General features: G+C 72.4%; 16 protein-coding genes and 4 pseudogenes. 12 read left to right on the plus strand and 8 right to left on the minus strand.

What is annotated here, in order from left to right; translation table 11 throughout:
- Positions 1-25: 25 nt before the first annotated feature.
- A complete protein-coding gene (locus QQK45_RS08525) occupies positions 26-2,962 on the plus strand; it encodes a carbohydrate binding domain-containing protein (protein ID WP_284292894.1) in 2,937 nt (978 codons plus the stop codon).
- A 44-nt stretch (positions 2,963-3,006) separates the two neighbouring features.
- Here the strand turns inward: QQK45_RS08525 and QQK45_RS08530 are convergent, their stop codons facing one another.
- The gene (locus QQK45_RS08530) at positions 3,007-3,480 is read right to left on the minus strand and encodes an SRPBCC domain-containing protein (protein WP_284292896.1); all 474 of its coding nucleotides are present in this window, start codon (positions 3,478-3,480) and stop codon (positions 3,007-3,009) included.
- On the minus strand, positions 3,477-3,812 hold the full coding sequence (locus QQK45_RS08535) for an ArsR/SmtB family transcription factor (RefSeq protein ID WP_284292897.1): 336 nt from the start codon (positions 3,810-3,812) through the stop codon (positions 3,477-3,479). The genes QQK45_RS08530 and QQK45_RS08535 overlap by 4 nt, the downstream gene beginning before the upstream one ends.
- Before the next feature lie 59 nt (positions 3,813-3,871).
- On the opposite strand from QQK45_RS08535, the gene QQK45_RS08540 reads away from it, so the two are divergent.
- The 5 genes from QQK45_RS08540 to QQK45_RS08560 all read left to right on the plus strand — a co-directional run bounded on the left by QQK45_RS08540 (position 3,872) and on the right by QQK45_RS08560 (position 8,002).
- Positions 3,872-4,570: an HAD-IA family hydrolase gene (locus QQK45_RS08540; RefSeq protein WP_284292898.1), complete on the plus strand. Its 699-nt coding sequence runs from the start codon at positions 3,872-3,874 to the stop codon at positions 4,568-4,570.
- Between the two features lie 55 nt (positions 4,571-4,625).
- On the plus strand, positions 4,626-6,035 hold the full coding sequence (sthA, locus tag QQK45_RS08545; RefSeq protein WP_284292899.1) for a Si-specific NAD(P)(+) transhydrogenase: 1,410 nt from the start codon (positions 4,626-4,628) through the stop codon (positions 6,033-6,035).
- Between the two features lie 49 nt (positions 6,036-6,084).
- A complete protein-coding gene (locus QQK45_RS08550) occupies positions 6,085-6,471 on the plus strand; it encodes a cupin domain-containing protein (RefSeq protein WP_284292900.1) in 387 nt (128 codons plus the stop codon).
- Positions 6,464-7,300 (plus strand): 2-phosphosulfolactate phosphatase, encoded by an 837-nt coding sequence (locus QQK45_RS08555; protein ID WP_284292901.1) that lies wholly within the window; start codon positions 6,464-6,466, stop codon positions 7,298-7,300. Before QQK45_RS08550 ends, QQK45_RS08555 begins: the two co-directional genes overlap by 8 nt.
- A 156-nt stretch (positions 7,301-7,456) precedes the next feature.
- A complete protein-coding gene (locus tag QQK45_RS08560) occupies positions 7,457-8,002 on the plus strand; it encodes a DnaJ family domain-containing protein (protein ID WP_284292902.1) in 546 nt (181 codons plus the stop codon).
- Here QQK45_RS08560 and QQK45_RS08565 read toward each other — a convergent pair.
- A pseudogene (locus QQK45_RS08565) lies at positions 7,941-8,452 on the minus strand (pyrimidine dimer DNA glycosylase/endonuclease V). The gene QQK45_RS08560 and the pseudogene QQK45_RS08565 sit on opposite strands and share 62 nt — an antisense overlap.
- A 281-nt stretch (positions 8,453-8,733) precedes the next feature.
- Here QQK45_RS08565 and QQK45_RS22050 point away from each other — a divergent pair.
- A pseudogene (locus QQK45_RS22050) lies at positions 8,734-9,216 on the plus strand (ATP-binding cassette domain-containing protein); the annotation flags it as partial.
- A 107-nt stretch (positions 9,217-9,323) separates the two neighbouring features.
- Positions 9,324-10,139, plus strand: a pseudogene (locus QQK45_RS22055) (hypothetical protein); the annotation flags it as partial.
- A gap of 229 nt (positions 10,140-10,368) precedes the next feature.
- Here the strand turns inward: QQK45_RS22055 and QQK45_RS08575 are convergent.
- The 5 genes and pseudogenes from QQK45_RS08575 to QQK45_RS08590 form a co-directional block, all read right to left on the minus strand.
- Positions 10,369-11,415, minus strand: coding sequence for a serine hydrolase domain-containing protein (locus QQK45_RS08575; protein ID WP_348525181.1), 1,047 nt, complete (start codon positions 11,413-11,415; stop codon positions 10,369-10,371).
- 17 nt (positions 11,416-11,432) lie between these two features.
- A pseudogene (locus QQK45_RS23105) lies at positions 11,433-11,804 on the minus strand (serine hydrolase domain-containing protein); the annotation flags it as partial.
- Positions 11,805-11,862: 58 nt separating this feature from the next.
- A complete protein-coding gene (locus QQK45_RS08580) occupies positions 11,863-12,030 on the minus strand; it encodes a hypothetical protein (protein WP_284292905.1) in 168 nt (55 codons plus the stop codon).
- Positions 12,031-12,062: 32 nt separating this feature from the next.
- Entirely contained in the window at positions 12,063-12,659 is a 597-nt protein-coding gene (locus QQK45_RS08585) for a hypothetical protein (RefSeq protein WP_284292906.1), read from the minus strand.
- Positions 12,660-12,833: 174 nt separating this feature from the next.
- Positions 12,834-13,364, minus strand: coding sequence for a substrate-binding domain-containing protein (locus tag QQK45_RS08590; RefSeq protein ID WP_284292907.1), 531 nt, complete (start codon positions 13,362-13,364; stop codon positions 12,834-12,836).
- Positions 13,365-14,004: 640 nt separating this feature from the next.
- Here QQK45_RS08590 and QQK45_RS08595 point away from each other — a divergent pair.
- The 4 genes from QQK45_RS08595 to QQK45_RS08610 all read left to right on the plus strand — a co-directional run bounded on the left by QQK45_RS08595 (position 14,005) and on the right by QQK45_RS08610 (position 18,092).
- A complete protein-coding gene (locus QQK45_RS08595) occupies positions 14,005-15,405 on the plus strand; it encodes an ABC transporter substrate-binding protein (RefSeq protein ID WP_284292909.1) in 1,401 nt (466 codons plus the stop codon).
- Between the two features lie 134 nt (positions 15,406-15,539).
- Positions 15,540-15,851 (plus strand): alpha-glucosidase domain-containing protein, encoded by a 312-nt coding sequence (locus tag QQK45_RS08600; RefSeq protein ID WP_284292910.1) that lies wholly within the window; start codon positions 15,540-15,542, stop codon positions 15,849-15,851.
- 157 nt (positions 15,852-16,008) lie between these two features.
- Entirely contained in the window at positions 16,009-17,703 is a 1,695-nt protein-coding gene (locus tag QQK45_RS08605) for a glycoside hydrolase family 31 protein (RefSeq protein ID WP_284292911.1), read from the plus strand.
- The gene (locus QQK45_RS08610; RefSeq protein WP_284292912.1) at positions 17,610-18,092 is read left to right on the plus strand and encodes a hypothetical protein; all 483 of its coding nucleotides are present in this window, start codon (positions 17,610-17,612) and stop codon (positions 18,090-18,092) included. The genes QQK45_RS08605 and QQK45_RS08610 overlap by 94 nt, the downstream gene beginning before the upstream one ends.
- The last annotated feature ends 10 nt before the right edge of the window (positions 18,093-18,102 follow it).

Raw genomic sequence — 18,102 nt, forward strand, 5'->3', positions numbered from 1 at the left:
ACCGGCCTCGGATCGAGGAGGATCTGTGTCGTTACGTCTTTTTGCGCTCGCCGCCGCGGGCGCTCTCGCGCTCGGCTGGCAGGCGCTCGCAGTCCCCGGAGCGTCCGCGTCGGCGGCCGTTGCGGGCGGTGCTGCCACGTCCGTCACCACGGCGTCCGCTACGCCTGACAACCTCGCCGTGAACGGCGGGTTCGAGTCGGGTGGCATCGCCCCGTGGACCCAGTACCCCGCCGACCGGGTGCAGGTCGTGGGGTCGGGCGCCGGGGCCGGCGACCCTGACGAGGGGGAGCGGTTCGCCGAGCTGCCGGCGGGCTCGAGCCTGTCGCAGACCGTCAGCGGGCTGCAGTCGAGCCATCGATACGTCGTCAGCGGCTACGCCCGTGCTGACTCCGGAGTCGACTCCTTGTTCGTGGCGCTGCGCTACTTCGACGGTGACCACGCGAACGTCGTGGAGGCCGAGAAGCACCGCGTCGACGGGGCCGACTGGACGCGGTTCGAGATCGACTTCCAGACGGACGCGACCCACAGCGTGGTCGGGATCCTCGCGCAGAACTCCGCGACCAGCGGCGACGGGGCGGGCTACCTCGACGACGTCGCGGTCGTGGACGCCGACCCACCGGCCGACCCTACAGACCCCACGGAGCCGGGGGAACCGGTCGACGGCGTCGTGTCGCCGGGTGACACGACCTACTACGTGTCGTCGTCCGAGGGTGACGACGACAACGACGGCCTCTCGGCGGCGACTGCGTGGAAGTCCGTCGCGAAGGTCAACGCGTCGACCTTCGCTGCGGGCGACCACGTCCTCCTGAAGGCCGGCGACTCGTGGGAGGGCGTGACGCTGCACCCGCAGGGCAGCGGCACGGTGGGCCGACCGATCACTCTCGGTCGCTACGGCTCGACGACCGAGCGGCCGCACATCGACGGTGGTGCTGACATCACGACGATGGACACCTACAACCTCGTGAAGGGCGCGGACAGCCACCTGGAACCGGCCACGCAGGACTTCTCGGCCTCCGTCCACCTGGACAACCAGGAGCACTGGGTGGTCCGTGACCTCGACGTGAGCAACCGCGCGCCGAGCTCGACCGGGACGACCGGCGACTCGACCCTGCGGACCGGGATCCTGGTGCTCAACCACGACGCCGGCACGCTCCACGACATCCAGGTCCTCGACAACGACGTCCACGACGTGCTCGGGGACAAAGCCGCGAAGACGTACTGGGGCAGCGCCGGGATCATGTTCACCGTGATGCTCAAGGCGCCCGACACGGACGTCCGGTCGAACTACGACGGCGTCCTGGTCGACGGCAACTACGTGCACACGGTCAACCGGCAGGGCATCGTGACCAACTCGCGTCAGAACCTGCGTGCCGACATCGACAACGTGGGTGATCTGGCCGACCCGATCGCACGGTCGCTGTCGCCCTGGTACCCCAGCACGGACGTCGTGATCCGCGACAACTACGTCTCCGACGTCGCCGGTGACGGGATCCTGCCCCAGGTCACCGAGGCGGCGCTCGTCGAGCACAACACCGTGGCGGGGTTCAACCTGCGCAGCGGGGGCGCCAGTGCGGGGATCTGGGCGTGGAACGCCGACGACACGGTGTTCCAGGAGAACGAGGCCTCGGGCGGGCACTCGACCCAGGACGGCCAGGGCTACGACGTCGACTACGGCCAGACGGGGACCGTCTACCAGTACAACTACTCGCACGACAACGACGGGGGCTTCATGCTTCTGTGCGCCCCTGGGCAGGGTTCGAACGACACCGGGCCGGGGAGCGGGGTGACGTCGCAGGACGCCGTCATCCGGTACAACGTCAGCCAGAACGACCGCGCACGGAGCTTCATGTTCAGCGGGTACTCCGACGGCGCGCTGATCTACAACAACACGATCTACGTCGGCGACGGCATCGAAGCGAGCCCGGTGAACTTCTGGGCGTGGAACGGTACCTACCCGACGTCGGCGGCGTTCTACGACAACGTGTTCTACCTCGACGGCGCGGCGAGGTGGAACTACGTCGACCAGGGCCACGACATCTCCGACGCGCTGACCTTCGATGGCAACACGATCTACGGTCAGCACACCGACGGCGAGCCGGACGACCCGCACAAGCTGACCTCCGACCCCGGTCTGGTCGCGGCGGGAACCGGCACGACGACGACGGTCGCGGGCGGCGCCTACCAGGCTCCCGACCTCGGGGGCTACGCGCTGAAGGCGGGCTCGTCCAGCATCGGCAGCGGCGTCGTCGTCGAGACGGCAGCCGGCACGACCGTCGATGGCAAGCACGCCAACGGCGGGCGGGACTACGCCGGGACGGCGGTGGCGGCAGGGACGAAACCGGACCGCGGAGCGTTCGCCCATGTCGCCCCATCGTCGCGCATCGCCGACGTCTCGGTGCACGACGGGCAGACGGTGAGCGGCACAGCGCGGTTCGACGTCACTCGGGCCGATCCCGACGACGTCTCGTACACGTACATCGAGCTCAACCGGGGCGGAACCTGGGTTACTGACAACACGACGAAGGAGGCGCTCGCTCTCGGGAGCACGAACGCGGGCGCCCACCCGAGGCTCACCGTCGACACGACGACGCTCTCCGACGGGAGCTATCGGCTCAAGGTCGACGCGGTCGGCAAGGACGGCGGCACGACCGAACGCACCGTGTCCTTCATCGTCCACAATGCGCCGAGCGTGTCGTTCGTCGCGCCTGCGAATGGCTCGACCGTGTCGGGCGAGGTGCAGGTCTCGGTCGCACTGTCGGGCGACGATCTCCAGGCCTACAACCTGCGGATCGACTCGGAGGGCGTGCAGTACGTGTGGCAGCCGGCCTCTCGCACCTATGTCGCGTCGCTCGACACGGCGTCGCTCGAGCTCGGCCCGCACACGCTGCTCGCGGCTGTCACCGACACGGCGGGCCGCCGTTCGACGGCGACGCTGAAGATCGTGGTCGCGGCGCGTTCGTAGCGACAGCGGCCGGCGCTCGTCCCTGGCGGCGGGCGCCGGCCGCGTCAGCAGACCAGTGGCTCGCCGGTCTCCAGGAGCGTCTTGAGGCCGCTGAGCACGGTGGTCCACCCGATGCCGGACACGCTCGAGGCGGTGTGCGGCGAGCCGTCGAGCCGGTCGTGGACGGTCGTGAGCAGGACGGTGCCGTCGCCGCGGTCGTCGATCTGCCACGTCACGCGGCTGGCGGGCTCCTCCGCGCCGACCGGGTCGTAGAGCGAACGCCACTCGTGGACGAGCCGGTGGGGAGGGTCGCTCTCGAGGATCGCGCCGTCGGTCCACAGGTCGCCGTCGGGCCCGTGGGAGACGATCCGGTCCCCGACCACCTCGATCCGTGCGCGGTGGAAGTACCGCGTGGTCTGCTCGGGGTCGACGAGCGCGTCCCACACGGCCTGCGGGGTGGCGCGGACGACGACCTGGTAGACCTGCGTCGTCGTGACGGGCGGGACGAGCGGGGCTGCGTCGTCGGGCGTGCTGCTCATAGCTGGTCCTCCAGCGTGTGCTTGAGGTCCGCGAGCACCTGCGTGGGCCCCTCGGTGAACCGGGTGATCCACCGGTCGTGGATGAGCTGGACGGGAACGGGGTTGAGGTGGTGGAGCGTGCGGCGTCCGTCGCGGCGCGTCACCACGAGCCCGGCCTCGGTGAGCACCTTGAGGTGCTTCATGACGCCGAAGCGTGTCATCGCGGCTCCCTCGGCGGCGACGGCGGACTCGAGCTCGGTCAGGCTCGCGCCGGGATGGTCGAGGAGCGTGTCGAGGAGGAGGCGGCGGGTGGGATCGGCGAGCGCCTTGAACACCCGGTCGTCGCCCTCCACGCCTCCAGAATAGGTGACTGTTTGGTCACCTATCAAGATGTCGCCGGTAGTCTGGCCGGGTGAGCCACCCCGCCCTGCCCGACGACGGCGCCCGCGCCGCCGCCCTCCTGCTCGACCTCGACGGCACGCTCGTCGACACCACGGAGAAGGTCGAGGCCGCGTGGCGGTGGGGCGCCGAGCACCTCGGCGTGCCGTTCGAGACCCTCGAGCCGTACATCCACGGCATCCCCGGGTCGCAGGCGCTCGAGCTCGCGCTCCCCGGGCGCCTCGACGAGGCCGAGCGGGCCGCGCTCACCGACGAGCTGCTGATCCGGATGTCCGACCCGGCCGCCGGGCACGTGCGCTGGATGCCGGGAGCACGGGAGCTCGTCACGACGCTCGCGCGCGACGCCGCCGACCGCTGGGCCATCGTGACGAGCGGCGACCGCCGCCTCGCCGGGTCGAGCGTCGAAGCGCTCGCCCTCCCGCTTCCGCCCGTCATGGTCACGTCCGAGGACGTCGAGCTCGGCAAGCCGCACCCCGAGCCCTACCTGCGTGCCGCGGACCAGCTCGGCATCCTCGAGGTCGACGCGTGCGTCGTCGTCGAGGACGCGCCCGCGGGGATCGCCGCCGGGAAGGCCGCGGGCATGCGCGTCCTCGCGCTCACGACGACGTACCCCGCCTCCGAGCTCGCCGACGCCGACTGGGTGGTGGGCTCGCTCGCGGACGTACGCGCCGTCGTCGAGGGCGACGCGGTCGTCCTGCGTGCCGTCGTCTGAGGACGGCCACGCGGATCCGATGACGGATCGGCGCCGCGGGCGCACACTGGGGCGCATGGACGCACCGCAGTACGACCTGCTCGTCCTCGGGTCCGGTCCCGGAGGGCAGAAGGCCGCGATCGCCGCGGCGAAGCTCGGCAAGCGGGCGGCCGTCGTCGAGCGCCGCGAGATGGTCGGCGGGGTGTGCCTCAACACCGGCACCATCCCGTCCAAGACGCTGCGCGAGGCCGTCGTCTACCTGACCGGCCTCAACATGCGCGAGACGTACGGCCGCAACTACCGCGTCAAGCAGGACATCACGATCACCGACCTGCTCTCGCGGCTCAACCACGTCATCGGCCGCGAGCTCGAGGTCGTGCGCGACCAGCTCATGCGCAACCGCGTCGACCTGCTCACCGGGACCGCGCGGTTCGTCGGGCCGCACGAAGTCGAGATCACGTCGTCCGACGGCTCCCGCTCGCGCGCGACCGCCGACAAGGTCGTCATCGCGACGGGGACGACGCCGGTCCGCCCCGACCAGGTCGGCTTCGACGACGTGCGCGTCGTCGACTCCGACGGGATCCTCCACCTCACCGACGTGCCGCGGTCCATGGTGGTCGTCGGAGCCGGGGTGATCGGCATCGAGTACGCGTCGATCTTCGCCGCGCTCGGCACGCGCGTGACCGTCGTCGAGTCGCACGAGGGGATGCTGCCGTTCTGCGACGACGAGGTCGTCGAGGCCCTCAAGTACCAGCTCCGCGACCTGTCGGTGCAGTTCCGGTTCGGGGAGACCGTCGCGCGGGTCGACGCCGACGAGCACGGCACCGTCACCACCCTCACCAGCGGCAAGCGGATCCCCGCCCACACCGTCATGTACTCGGCGGGCCGGCAGGGTGCGACCGCCGACCTCGACCTCGCCGCCGCCGGGCTCGAGACCGACTCCCGGGGCCGGCTGCAGGTCGACAAGCTGTTCCGCACCGACGTCGAGCACATCTACGCCGTAGGCGACGTGATCGGGTTCCCGGCGCTCGCGGCGACGTCCATGGAGCAGGGGCGGCTCGCGACCTACCACGCGTTCGGCGAGCCCGTGAGCTCGCTGCTCGAGCTGCAGCCCATCGGCATCTACACGATCCCCGAGATCAGCTTCTGCGGGCACACCGAGGACGAGCTCACCCGGGCGGCCGTCCCGTACGAGGTGGGCATGGCGCGCTACCGTGAGCTCGCGCGCGGGCAGATCCTCGGCGACTCGTACGGGATGCTCAAGCTGCTCGTGAGCACCGAGACCCGGCACCTGCTGGGTGTGCACGTCTTCGGCACCAACGCGACCGAGCTCGTGCACATCGGGCAGGCCGTCATGACGTGCGGCGGGACCGTCGACCACCTGGTCGACACGGTGTTCAACTACCCGACGCTCTCGGAGGCGTACAAGGTCGCGGCGCTGGACGTCGTCAACAAGCTCCGCGCGGTCTCGCGGTTCGGCGGCTGACGAAGGCCCTGTGGGCGGGGTCCCGAGGCCCGCGCGTAAGGTCGACGACATGCCCGACGTCGTCAACATCGCAGCCGCATTCGAATCCTTCGCCGAGCCCTGGCAGCCCCGGCGCCTCGCGAGCGTCAACGACTACGACGTCAAGGTCGTGCGCCTCCACGGCGAGTTCGTCTGGCACAGCCACCCCGAGACGGACGAGCTGTTCCTCGTCCGCTCCGGGCACCTCGTCATCCAGCAGCGCGACGCCGACGGAGCCCGTCACGACGTCGAGCTCGGGCCCGACGACGTGTATGTCGTGCCGCGAGGCGTCGAGCACTGCCCGCGCGCCGACGACGAGGTGCTGGCCCTGCTGCTCGAGCCGCGCGGCACGGTCAACACCGGTGACGCCGGTGGTGAGCGGACCGCGGCGCTCCAGGAGCTCGTCGTCGATGAGTGATGACCCCCGGTCGCAGGACGGTTTCGACGTCCGGTTCGACTGGGGTCCCAACGGCGGGGCGGCGATCAGCGGCGGTGCTGCCGTCGTGGTGGTCGTGGACGTCCTGAGCTTCACGACGACGGTCGGCGTCGCGGTCGCCGGGGGCGTCGAGATCGTTCCCTGCCGGTGGAAGGACGCACGGGCCGCGGACCTCGCGGCCGAGCGCGGCGCCCGCCTCGCCGTCGGCCGGCTCGAGGCCCGGACGCTCGCGCCCGACGCTGTCCCTCCCGTCAGCCTGTCGCCCGCCGGCATGGTGCGCGCCGCCAGGGCGGGCGCGCTCCGGGGCGACCGGGTCGTGCTCCCGTCACCGAACGGCTCGACGATCGTGGCGGGGCTGGCCGACGCCGGGGCGCAGGTCGTCGCGGCGTCGCTCCGGACTCGTGCGGCAGTCGCGCGGTGGCTCGCTCGGTCCGCGCCTCCCGGCCCCGTCGCGGTGGTCGCGGCGGGGGAGCGGTGGCCGGACGACACGTTGCGGCCTGCCGTCGAGGACTTCTGGGGCGCGGGCGGCGTCGTCGAGGCGCTCGTCGCCGAGCTGCGCCACGCAGGCCTCCCCGCGCGGCGTCTCTCGCCGGAGGCCGCGGCTGCACTCGCGGCCTTCGAGGCTGTACAGCACGATCTCGCGGCGTCGCTGGCCGCGTGCTCGAGCGGCCGAGAGCTCGCGGACGCCGGGTTCGCCGAGGACGTCGTCGTCGCCGCAGACCTCGACGCCGACGACGTCGTCCCCGTGCTGGTCGACGGCGCGTTCCGTGCTGTGCGTCCGCGATCGAGCCGGGCGGTGACGGCGTCGTAGTCACACCCACCACCACAACGCCCCTGACGGCTCGGCGCGTCGCCGTCGACGCGCGGGGCAGCTCGGGCAGATCGGGCACGGTCGTGGCGAGCTGTGGCGGTGGGTGTCGCTACGCGTGTGCGCTAGCGTGAGGGAGCCCGAGCTCCGGAGTACACCGTGACCGATCCCGCCGCCGCAGCACCCGCCCCCGAGCCCCGAGACGCGCCTCGCGACCCGGAACCCGCGGAGCGCCGGGCCGAGCGCCGTCGTCGGGAGGAGGAGGGCAAGCGCTCCGAGAACCCGCACTCGCCGCAGGCCCGGCTGCGGGCGCGGCACCAGCTCGAGCTGCGGTCGCGGTGGGTCGACCACCTCGTCGACGAGGCGATCGAGCGCGGCGAGTTCGACGACCTCCCGCTCGCCGGCAAGCCCATCCCGAACCTCGGCACGCACCACGACCCGGACTGGTGGATCAAGCAGCTCGTCGAACGGGAGCAGATCAGCGGCGTGCTGCCGGAGGCGTTCCAGCTCCGCAAGGACGACGCCGGGCTCGACGCGCGGCTCGACCGGGAGTTCTCCGAGACGCGGGTCCGCGAGGCTCTCGAGGAGTTCAACCGGCGCGTGATCGAGGCGCGTCGTCAGCTCCTGGGTGGTCCGCCCGTCGTCACCCCGCTGCGGGACGTGGACGCGGAGGTCGCGCGCTGGCGGCAGCGGAACCGTCGCTGACGCGCTCCCACGACGCCACCGGTCCGGGCACGACGACGAACGACGGGTGCGGGTCGGGTGCGGTCACGTCCGCCCACCGTGCCGCGAGGTCCGGGCTCCGCGCGTCGAGCTTGGCCCGCAGGTGCGCCCACTCGTGCGCGAGCTGTCCGGCCGTGACGGGCATCCGCGGGACAGGGACGACGTCGTCGGGCACGGCCGTGCGCGGGGTGCGTCGATGCGGGCGCGGTCGAACCGGTAGCCCCGCGCAGACGCCTCGTCGGCGACGGCGGCGAGGTACGCACCCACCGTCCGGAGCGGGTCGTCGGCGGCCCGGAACCGCTCGAGCTGCGGGTGGTTGCGGTACCCGGTCGTGCGGCCGGCCAGCACCGCCTGGGCGAGCAGCGCCTCCCGCCAGCACGCCGTCAGGCCCTGGCGGTCCAGGTACCGCGGGTGCACGCTCCACAGCCTCACGGGTCCTCCGATCGTCGGACGCCGACGCTACCGGCCAGGACCGTCGCGCGTCGGCCGGTGGCCTACGCCGCCGGCATAAACGCTGGTGCCGTTCGCCGGGGCATGCGACAGTGGACCCGTGCCCCCGCGCGCCACCGCGTCGGGGCATCCCCCTGCCCCCGACGGAAGGCACCCGGTGAGGATCGCTCCCCGCTCAGCGTCCGCGCGCTGACCCACCTGCTGCTCGAGCCCCCGCTCGCAGAGGTGGTCGGCGTCTCTTCGCCGAATCCCGGGAGCCTTCTATGGCCTTTCGCCCTTCTTCTGCACCCTCCGTCGTCCTCACCCGCCTCACGTTCGCCTGGCCCGACGGCACCGTCGCGCTCCGCGACCTGACGGCGTCCTTCACCACCGGCCGCACGGGCCTCGTCGGTCGCAACGGCGCCGGCAAGTCCACGCTGCTCCGCCTCGTCGCGGGGGAACTCGTCCCCACGTCGGGGAGCGTCACCACCACCGGTGACGTCGCGTACCTCCCGCAGCACCTCACCGTGCGCGACGAGGGCGCGTCCGTCGCCGACCTCCTCGGCGTCGGGTCGCGGCTGCGCGCGTTCCGGCTCATCGAGTCCGGCACCGCCGACCCCGAGGAGCTCGAGGCAGCGTTCGACGCGCTCGCCGACGACTGGGAGGTCGAGCAGCGGGCCGCCGACGCAGCCCGTTCCGCCGGGCTCGACGTCGCCGACCTCGACCGGCCCGCCCGCACCCTGTCCGGCGGGGAGACGATCCTGGCGGCGCTCGCGGGGCTTCGCCTCGCGGACACGCCGGTGACGCTCCTCGACGAGCCCACCAACAACCTCGACCGCGACGCCCGCGGGCGCCTCTACGCCATGGTCGAGGCGTGGCGGGGGACGCTCGTCGTCGTCAGCCACGACCGGACCCTCCTCGACCTCATGGACTCCACCGCGGAGCTCCGCGACGGCTCGCTCGAGGTTTACGGCGGGACGTACAGCGCGTACGAGGAGCACCTCGCCGTCCAGCAGGAGGCCGCGGCCCGCGCCGTCCGGACCGCCGAGCAGCGGCTCCGCACCGAGAAGCGCGAGCGGATCGAGGCGGAGACCAAGATCGCCCGGTCGGCGAAGGCGGGCAAGAAGGCCGCCGAGAGCATGCCGAAGATCCTCGCCAACGCCCGCAAGAACGCCGCCGAGGCCACCGCCGGTCGCACCCGCGCCCTCGCCGACGACCGCCTCGAGAAGGCGAGGGCCGCCGTCGAGGACGCCGAGTCACGTGTCCGCGACGACGACCACATCCGCGTCGACCTCCCCGGCACCGAGGTCCCGAGCGGTCGCCGGCTGCTCGAGCTCGACGGCGCCGACGGGCGGCCGATCGTCCTCCAGGGCCCCGAGCGCGTCGCTCTCGGGGGTCCCAACGGCGCCGGCAAGACGACGCTGATCGAGGAGCTGCTCGGGCTCCGGCCCCCGTCGGGCGAGCCGCGCGGCCGGCTGCTGACCGACCGGGTCGGCTACCTCGCCCAGCGCCTCACCCTGCCCGACGACGACGCCAGCGTCCTCGACACCGTCCGTTCGGGGTCTCCGGAGCTCACCCCGGGCGAGGTGCGGAACCGGCTGGCGAGGTTCCTGCTGCGGGGGCGACCGTCGACCGGCCCGTCCGGACCCTGTCCGGGGGCGAGAGGTTTCGGGTCGCGCTCGCGCGCGTCCTGCTCGCCGACCCGCCGCCGCAGCTCCTCGTCCTCGACGAACCCACCAACAACCTCGACCTCGCCAGCATCGACCAGCTCGCCGACGCCCTCGACGGGTACCGCGGGGCGCTCGTCGTCGTGAGCCACGACGACGCGTTCCTCCGGCGCATCGGGGCGGGGGTCGAGGTCGGGACGCGCTGGGAGGTCGAGCGCGGGGGTGCGGTGCGGCTCGCGTCCTGACGCCGCTCTACGCGACGTCGGGCCGCGTCATCAGAGGGGATCGGAGGTGCAGCAGGAGGTCCGGGCCGGTCAACGGCACCGTGGTCCATTCCGCGTGGGCGACCCCTGCGCGGGGCTCGACCGTGAGCCGGACGCAGTGCGGGCTGCTGATGACGTAGACGTCGGCGACGAAGGTGGTGCCGTCCCAGGCTCCGGCGGCACGGACGGGGCGCCCGAGCGGCGAGCTGTCCGCCCATCGGCCGTCGCCGATCGGGACGTCGACGAGCCCCTCGAACCGCGCCCGCCAGCCGTCGTGGCTCGGTTGGAGGAGCACCACCGTGCCGTCGGGCAGGGCGGAGTCCGGCGACGAGGAGTCGAGCGCCGCGGTGACAGGGAGCTGCGGGCCGGACGAGCCTTGGGGCAGCGGCAGGGAGAGGGCGCGCAGCCGCTCGGCGAGGGCTTCGTCGTCGGCAGGGCTGTCTGCGTGGTCGATGCCAGGAAGCAGGCAGTCCCAGACGGCGTCGAGCACGTCCTGCGCGTGCTGCACGGTGCGCTGGGCGGAGGTCACGACCACGACGAGGTCGTGCGAGGGGACGACGACGCAGTGCTGCCCGTAGGCGCCGTTGCCGTGGAAGCCGTGACGCGAGAGCCAGATCTGATAGCCGTAGCCGCTGAGGAAGTCGGCGCGGTCGGCGCCCTCGTCAGGGTTCCGGCTGGCAGCGTGCGGTCGTGTCGCGAGCTCGACGTAGTCGCGGGGCACCAGCTGCCGCTCGCCCCAACGGCCGCCGCGCAGCAGCAGCTCGCCGAAGGCGGCGACCGCCTCGGTGGTCAGGTGGAGCCCGTGAAACCCGAACGCGAGGCCGCTCGAGACGCGATCCCATTCGACGTCCTCGATGCCCATCGGGCGGAACAGTCGCTCGTCGAGGAAGTCGGGAAGGCCGCGGCCGGTGACCCGTTCCACCATGCGGGCCAGGACGAAGGTGGTGGCGTTGTCGTACGTGTGGACCGTGCCCTCGGGCGCGGTGAAGGGCACGCGCAGGAACCCTTGACCAGATCGCGCGGCTCGAGCCGCCACGCCTCCTCGAGGCTGTCCGTCGGATGCCCCACGGTCATCGAGAGCAGGTGGTGCACGGTGATGCGCCGTCCCTGCGCCGGCACGTCATCCGGGACATGTTCCGGCAGCACGTCGACCAGTCGGTCGTCGAGCGAGAGCAGACCGTCCTCGATCGCCAAGCCCACCGCGACCGAGGTGAACGACTTCGTCAGCGAGTAGAGGAGGTGGGGCTGTTCGGCGGAGTACGGGGCCCACCAGCCCTCGGCGACGACGTGCCCGTGACGCACGACCATCAGCGAGTGGCACTCGACCGTCTTCTCCGCGAGCCGGTCCAGCAGGGCTGCGACGGCCCGGGACGAGACCGCTTCTCGGGCCGGCGCCGAGCGGGGCAGGAGCGAGTGGGGCGGCACCCGGCGACGCTAGCAGCCTGCATACGCGGCGCGGGCCCTCTTTGGCGCGCCCCGCTCGTCAGGCTCCCAGGCCGAGGCGGTGCCGACGGCGGTTGACCAGCACCGCCCAGACGATGCCGCCCGCTGCGACGGCTCCCAGGATCGCGAACGAGAGCGCGACGTCCGTGCCGGCCGGTGGCGTCTCCGGCACGCCGCCGTCGGACGTCGCGAGCCAGGTGGCGTACACCTCGCGTTGCGCCGAGCGGAACGTCGCCGCGCTCAGAGGCTTGGCACCCGTGGCCTCTCGCGCTTCGGCGTCGAGGGGGTGACGATCCGGCGATCGTCGCTCAGCGTGTAGTAGGACGACCGAACCGGAGGTCCCGCGACGAGCAGCAGCGTGTCCGCGGGCAGCGCCTCGACGATGATCTCGAAGGCCGCACCGTCACCACCGCCGTACGAGTCGACCTGACCGTCGTCGCGGAGGGTGAACATCCCGACCGTCTCGTCGCCCTGGTGGGCGAGGACGACCCATTCGACGCCACCGGTCGGAGACACGAGCTCGTCTCCTCCGATGGTGGACGCCACCCGGTCGGCGTCGTCGTAGTAGAGCAGCGCGTGAGGCGTGCCGAGCGTCAAGCCCTTGGCGACGGCGGTCTCGCTGTCGGGAGCGTCGAGGATGTAGTGGGCCGCCGTGCGGTACGCCTGGCCGCCGGGCGCTATCGACGCGAGGACCGAGGACGGCGCCGTCGTCCCCGGCGCTGGAGGCGACACGGGTTCGGCGGCGTGGGCCGTCGTCGGGAGGGCGAGGAGAAGGGCGAACGGCGCCGTCAGTGCGACGACGAACCTCCGCGCGCGGGCGTGTCGGTGAGCGTGCACAGGAACCCCTCGTCCAGCCGGATGCGCGCGACGCTAGCAGCGACGCCGCGCGTCCGACCTGCGACGACGGCAGTTGTGACGCACCTGTGACCTACTTCGGGGCGGGGGCTGTCGACTCCCGCACCACCAGCTCGACGCCGAGGCGCGCGGGGTCGTCGGGGCGCTCGCCGTCGATCATCTCCAGCAGCAGCGTGGCCGCGGTGCGCCCTTGGCGACGACGTCCTGTCGGACGGTCGTGAGGCTCGGGGTGACGTACTCGGCGACGTCGGTGTCGTCGTACCCGACGACGGACACGTCGTCCGGGACGACGCGGCCCGCCCGTGCCAGGGCCCGCGAGACCCCGGCGGCGAGGATGTCGGCGGTCGCGAGGACGGCAGTGGCGTCGGGGTGCTCGTCGGCCACCACGGCCCCGGCCCGCAGCCCCTCGTCGAAGCTCGTGTTCGCCGGCACGACGAGGGCGTCGTCCCACGCGACGCCGGCCGCCTCGAGTGCCTCTCGGAAGCCGCGGAGTCGTTCGGCGACGACGCGGCTGGGTGTCGTCGTCGGGCCGGTGAACACGATCCGCCGATGCCCGAGCGCGAGGAGGTGCTCGGCGGCGAGCCGCCCGCCCTGGGCGTCGTCGGACCCGACGCGGGCCACCCGCGAGCCTTCGGTGGCCCGAGAGCTGCCGTCCCCGCCCTCCCGCTCGTACGCGTCGACGAGCACGACGGGCGTGTCCCGGGGAGGTCGAGGTCCTCGAGCTCGGCGTCGGTGTAGTTCATGACGACGATGCCGTCGAGGTTCCAGCGCCGCACGGACTCGCGCACGTCGTCGGCGGTGCCGGCGCTGCGGAGCATGAGGTGGTTGTCGTGGTGGCGGAGCGTGGCCTCGACGGCGCCGACGACGCTGACGTCGTGCGCGCTGACGAGCAGGCTCTGGTCCTCGGTGCCGGGCGGGACGAGGAGCCCGACGAGCCGGGTGCGGCCGGCGGCGAGCGACTGGGCGGAGCCGTTCGGCACGTACCCGCGGGCGGCGATGACCCGGCGGACCTCGTCGGCGGTGGTCGCGGAGACCCGTCCGAGGTTGCCGTTGACGACGTTGGAGACGGTCATGACGCTGACGCCGGCCTCGTGGGCGATGTCCTTGAGGGTGACCCGGGCCACCGTGCCTCCTGTCCTCGGGGTCGTCGACGGCCAACGGGCCGTGACCACATCGTGACCGTCCCGCCGCCGTCGGCGTCTTGACGTCCGATCCTACCTGCGTTTAGCGTTAAACGTGTAGCGCTAAACCTGAGGAGCGAGAGCCCGACGGCGCAGCGCCCCCGCCCGGACCCCGGCCCCCGTGCCGGACCTTCAAGGAGAAGACGATGAAGTCATCGATCAAGGCTGCGGTCGCCGTCGTCGGCATCGTGAGCCTCGGCGCCCTCGCCGCCTGCAGCAGCGGCGACTCCGGCGCCACCGACAAGTCCCCCAGCCCGACGGCGGCCGCGACCCTGAGCGGCCCCGTCACCATCAGCGTCGCGATCGACAAGGGCCTGAGCAAGGACGCCAAGGACCAGTTCGACGCCCGCGTGGCCGCCTTCGAGAAGGCGAACCCGCTCATCACGGTCAAGTCGCAGGAGTACACCTGGACCGCGACGACCTTCACCGCGGACCTCGCCGGCGGGACGCTCCCCGACGTGTTCACGGTGCCGTTCACGGACGGCCGCGGCCTCATCGCGCAGAACCAGGTCGCGAACATCAGCGGCCTCGTGTCCCAGCTCCCGTACGCGAAGAACTTCAACGAGAACATCGCGGCCGAGGGCCAGGCGTCCGACGGCAGCCAGTGGGCCGTCCCGATCGCCGCCTACGGCCAGGGCCTGCACTACAACCGCACGCTCTTCACGCAGGCCGGGCTCGACCCCGACAAGCCGCCGACCACGTGGGACGAGGTCCGCACCGACGCCAAGCAGATCGCGGACACGACCGGCCAGGCCGGCCTCGCGATGATGACCAAGGACAACACCGGCGGCTGGATCTTCACCACGATGGTGAACGCGTTCGGCGGCCGCGTGGAGGCCACCGACGGCGGCAAGACGACCGCCACCATCGCCACCGACCAGGCGAAGCAGGTCGCCCAGTACATCCACGACATGCGCTGGGAAGACAACTCGATGGGTGCCAACTTCCTGTACGACTGGAACGGCATCAACCAGGACTTCGCCGCCGGGAAGATCGGCATGTACGTGTCGGGCGGCGGCAACCTGCCGAACCTCATCACCCAGAACAACATGGACATGAAGGACTACGGCCTGACGGTCCTCCCGCTCCAGGGCGACGACGCCGGCGTCCTCGGCGGCGGCACGCTCGCCGCGGTCAGCGCCAAGGCCGACGAGCAGGCGCAGGTCGCGTCCGTGAAGTGGATCGACTTCTACTACGTCCAGCCGCTCGTCGACAAGGACGCCGCCGTCGCGTCCGCGCAGCAGTCCGTCGCCAACAAGCAGCCGGTCGGGGCCCCGCAGCTCCCGATCTTCGACCAGGCGACGTACAACCAGCAGCAGGAGTGGATCAAGCCGTACATCAACGTCCCCCTGGACCAGATGAAGGGCTACACGGACAACGTCTTCAAGCAGCCGCTCGTCCCGGAGCCCGGCGTCGCCACGCAGGACGTGTACTCGAAGCTCGACCCGGTGGTCCAGAGCATCCTCACCAAGAAGGACGCGGACATCGGCAAGCTCCTGTCCGACGCCCAGACGCAGGCGCAGCGCGCGATCGACTCCGCGAGCTGACGCACCCGATCTCCGGCCCGTCATCCGGACCTGGGCCGGCGTCGTGCGCCGGTCGGTGGGCTCCGCTCCGCCCACCGGCCGGCGCATCTTTGTTCGACGGACCTTTCCCTACACCGACGAGGAACACTGGACCCATGCCCGACGACGCCCGCAGCCTCCCCGTCCTGGCGACGGACCCCGTCGCCGACCCGCGCGCCGTCGTTCAGGGCGACCGGTACCGCATCACGGTCCTCACGGACGGGCTGGTGCGGCTGGAGTACGCCGAGGACGGCGTGTTCGAGGACCGCGCCTCGACCTTCGCGATCCGGCGGCGGCTCCCCGTCCCGGCGTTCCGCGTGCTCGACGACGGCCCGAACCTCGAGGTCGTCACCAACCGGTTCCGGCTCGTCTACGACAAGGGGCCGTTCTCGACGAGCGGCCTGTCCGTCGCCGTCCAGGGGGCGTGACCGTCTACCACTCGGTCTGGCGCTACGGCGAGGAGCTCGGCGACGCCGACGGCACGGTCGCCGGGATGCCCGGGCTCCGTGGCACGGCCCGCACCCTCGACGAGGCCGACGGCGCCATCCCCTCGAGCTCGGCGTCGTCTCGCGCACGGGGTTCGCCGTGCTGGACGACTCCGCCTCCATGCTCTTCACCGACGACGGCTGGGTCGCCCCGCGCGGCGGCGACCGGACGGGTGCCGGGGCTGCGTCGTCGGGCCGGCGGGAGGACCTGTACGTGTTCGCGTACGGGACCGACCACGCCGAGGCGCTCCGCGCGTTCTACGCCGTCTCGGGACCCCAGCCCTTGCTGCCGCGGTTCGCGCTCGGGAACTGGTGGAGCCGCTACCACCCCTACACGGCGGCGTCGTACGAGGCGCTGATCGAGCGGTTCGCGGCCGAGGGCGTGCCGTTCTCGGTGAGCGTCGTCGACATGGACTGGCACGTCGTCGACGTGGACCCCGAGCTCGGCAGCGGCTGGACCGGCTACACGTGGAACCGGTCGCTCTTCCCCGATCCCGCCAAGTTCCTCGCCTGGCTGCACGAGCGCGGCCTGCGGGTCACGCTCAACGTGCACCCCGCCGACGGCGTCCGCGCGCACGAGGACGCGTACCAGGCGATGGCCGCGGCGCTCGGCCACGACACCTCGCAGCGCGACCCGATCGCGTTCGACGTCACCGACCGCCCCTTCCTCGAGGCGTACTTCGCGGTGCTGCACCGCCGGCTCGAGCGCGACGGCGTCGACTTCTGGTGGCTCGACTGGCAGTCCGGGCCGCACTCGCGCGTCACGGGCATCGACCCGCTCTGGATGCTCAACCACTACCACTTCCTCGACAACGCGCGGCCGCGCGAGCTGACCCGGACCGCGGACGGCCAAGCCGTGCGCGACGACCGCCCGCTCACCTTCTCGCGCTACGCCGGGCCGGGATCGCACCGCTATCCCGTGGGCTTCTCGGGCGACAGCGTCATCTCGTGGGCGAGCCTCGACTTCCAGCCGTACTTCACGGCGTCGGCGTCGAACATCGGGTACGGCTGGTGGTCGCACGACATCGGCGGCCACTTCCACGGCGCCAAGGACGACGAGCTCGCGACCCGCTGGTTCCAGCTCGGCGTCCTGTCGCCGATCATGCGGCTGCACTCGGGCGCGAACCCGTTCATCACCAAGGCGCCGTGGGCGTTCGGTGCCGAGGCGCGCGAGACCATGACCGCGTTCCTGCGCCTGCGCCACCGCCTCGTGCCGTACCTGCACGCGATGAACCACCGCGCGGCCTTCGACGCGACGCCGCTCGTGCGCCCGCTCTACCACCGGTGGCCGGGCGCCGCCGGGGCGTACGGCGCGCGGAACACGTTCCTCTTCGGGTCGGAGCTGGTCGTCGCGCCGATCACCTCGCCCGCCGACGGCGCCACGCGCCTCGGCGAGGTCCGGACCTGGTTGCCGGCGGGCACCTGGGTCGACGTGCTGACCGGTCAGGTGTACGACGCCGGGTCCGACAACGGGCGGGAGATCGTCCTGCACCGGCCGCTCGCGTCCGTGCCCGTGCTCGCTCCCGCGGGCGGGATCGTGCCGCTCGACGCCGCGGCGGTCCCCGGGAACGACCTCGCTTGTCCTGAGGCGGTCGAGGTGCTCGTGGTCGTCGGCGCGGACGGCGCGTTCGACCTCGTCGAGGACGACGGCGCCCCCGTCCCCGGCCCCGACGCGCCGAACGTCGTGCGCACCCCGGTGCGATGGTCGCAGGCCGACGGACGCGCCGTCGTCGGGCCGGCGAGCGGGGAGCGGCGGGGCTCGCAGCGCTGCCCGCCCGGCGCACCTGGACGCTGACGTTCCCGTCGCTGCGCGCGCTGGGTGCCGACGAGGCCGCGACGGTCGCGGTGACCGTCGACGGGGTGCGCGTCGAGGCGGACGTCCGGCGCGTGACCCTGGCGGCCGACCCGCGGGGGACGGCGCTCGCCGTGACCGTGGCGGACGTCCCCGTGGAGGCGGAGGTCGTCGTCGGGCTGGGGGCGGGGACCGCGCTCGACGCGGGCGACCTGCCCGGGCGCGTGTTCGACCTGCTCGACCGCGCGCAGATCGGCTACGACCTCAAGGAGCGGCTGCTCGCCGTCGCGACCGCCGACGAGCCGGTCGCGACGCGGGTCTCGCGCCTCCAGGCGCTCGGCCTGGACCGCCCGCTCGAGACGGCGCTCGGCGAGCTCCTCCTGTCACACTGACGCCGGCGAG

The organism is Luteimicrobium album, from assembly GCF_030161555.1.
GTDB classification, from domain to species: Bacteria; Actinomycetota; Actinomycetes; order Actinomycetales; family Cellulomonadaceae; genus Luteimicrobium; species Luteimicrobium album.

Excerpts from the sequence above, each read along its gene's own strand:
- QQK45_RS08600 (WP_284292910.1), top strand. The coding sequence starts at position 15,540 with ATGCCCGACGACGCCCGCAGCCTCCCCGTCCTGGCGACGGACCCCGTC.
- QQK45_RS08595 (WP_284292909.1), top strand. The coding sequence starts at position 14,005 with ATGAAGTCATCGATCAAGGCTGCGGTCGCCGTCGTCGGCATCGTGAGC.
- QQK45_RS08555 (WP_284292901.1), top strand. The coding sequence starts at position 6,464 with ATGAGTGATGACCCCCGGTCGCAGGACGGTTTCGACGTCCGGTTCGAC.
- sthA (WP_284292899.1), top strand. The coding sequence starts at position 4,626 with ATGGACGCACCGCAGTACGACCTGCTCGTCCTCGGGTCCGGTCCCGGA.
- QQK45_RS08530 (WP_284292896.1), bottom strand. The coding sequence starts at position 3,480 with ATGAGCAGCACGCCCGACGACGCAGCCCCGCTCGTCCCGCCCGTCACG.
- QQK45_RS08610 (WP_284292912.1), top strand. The coding sequence starts at position 17,610 with ATGGTCGCAGGCCGACGGACGCGCCGTCGTCGGGCCGGCGAGCGGGGA.
- QQK45_RS08550 (WP_284292900.1), top strand. The coding sequence starts at position 6,085 with ATGCCCGACGTCGTCAACATCGCAGCCGCATTCGAATCCTTCGCCGAG.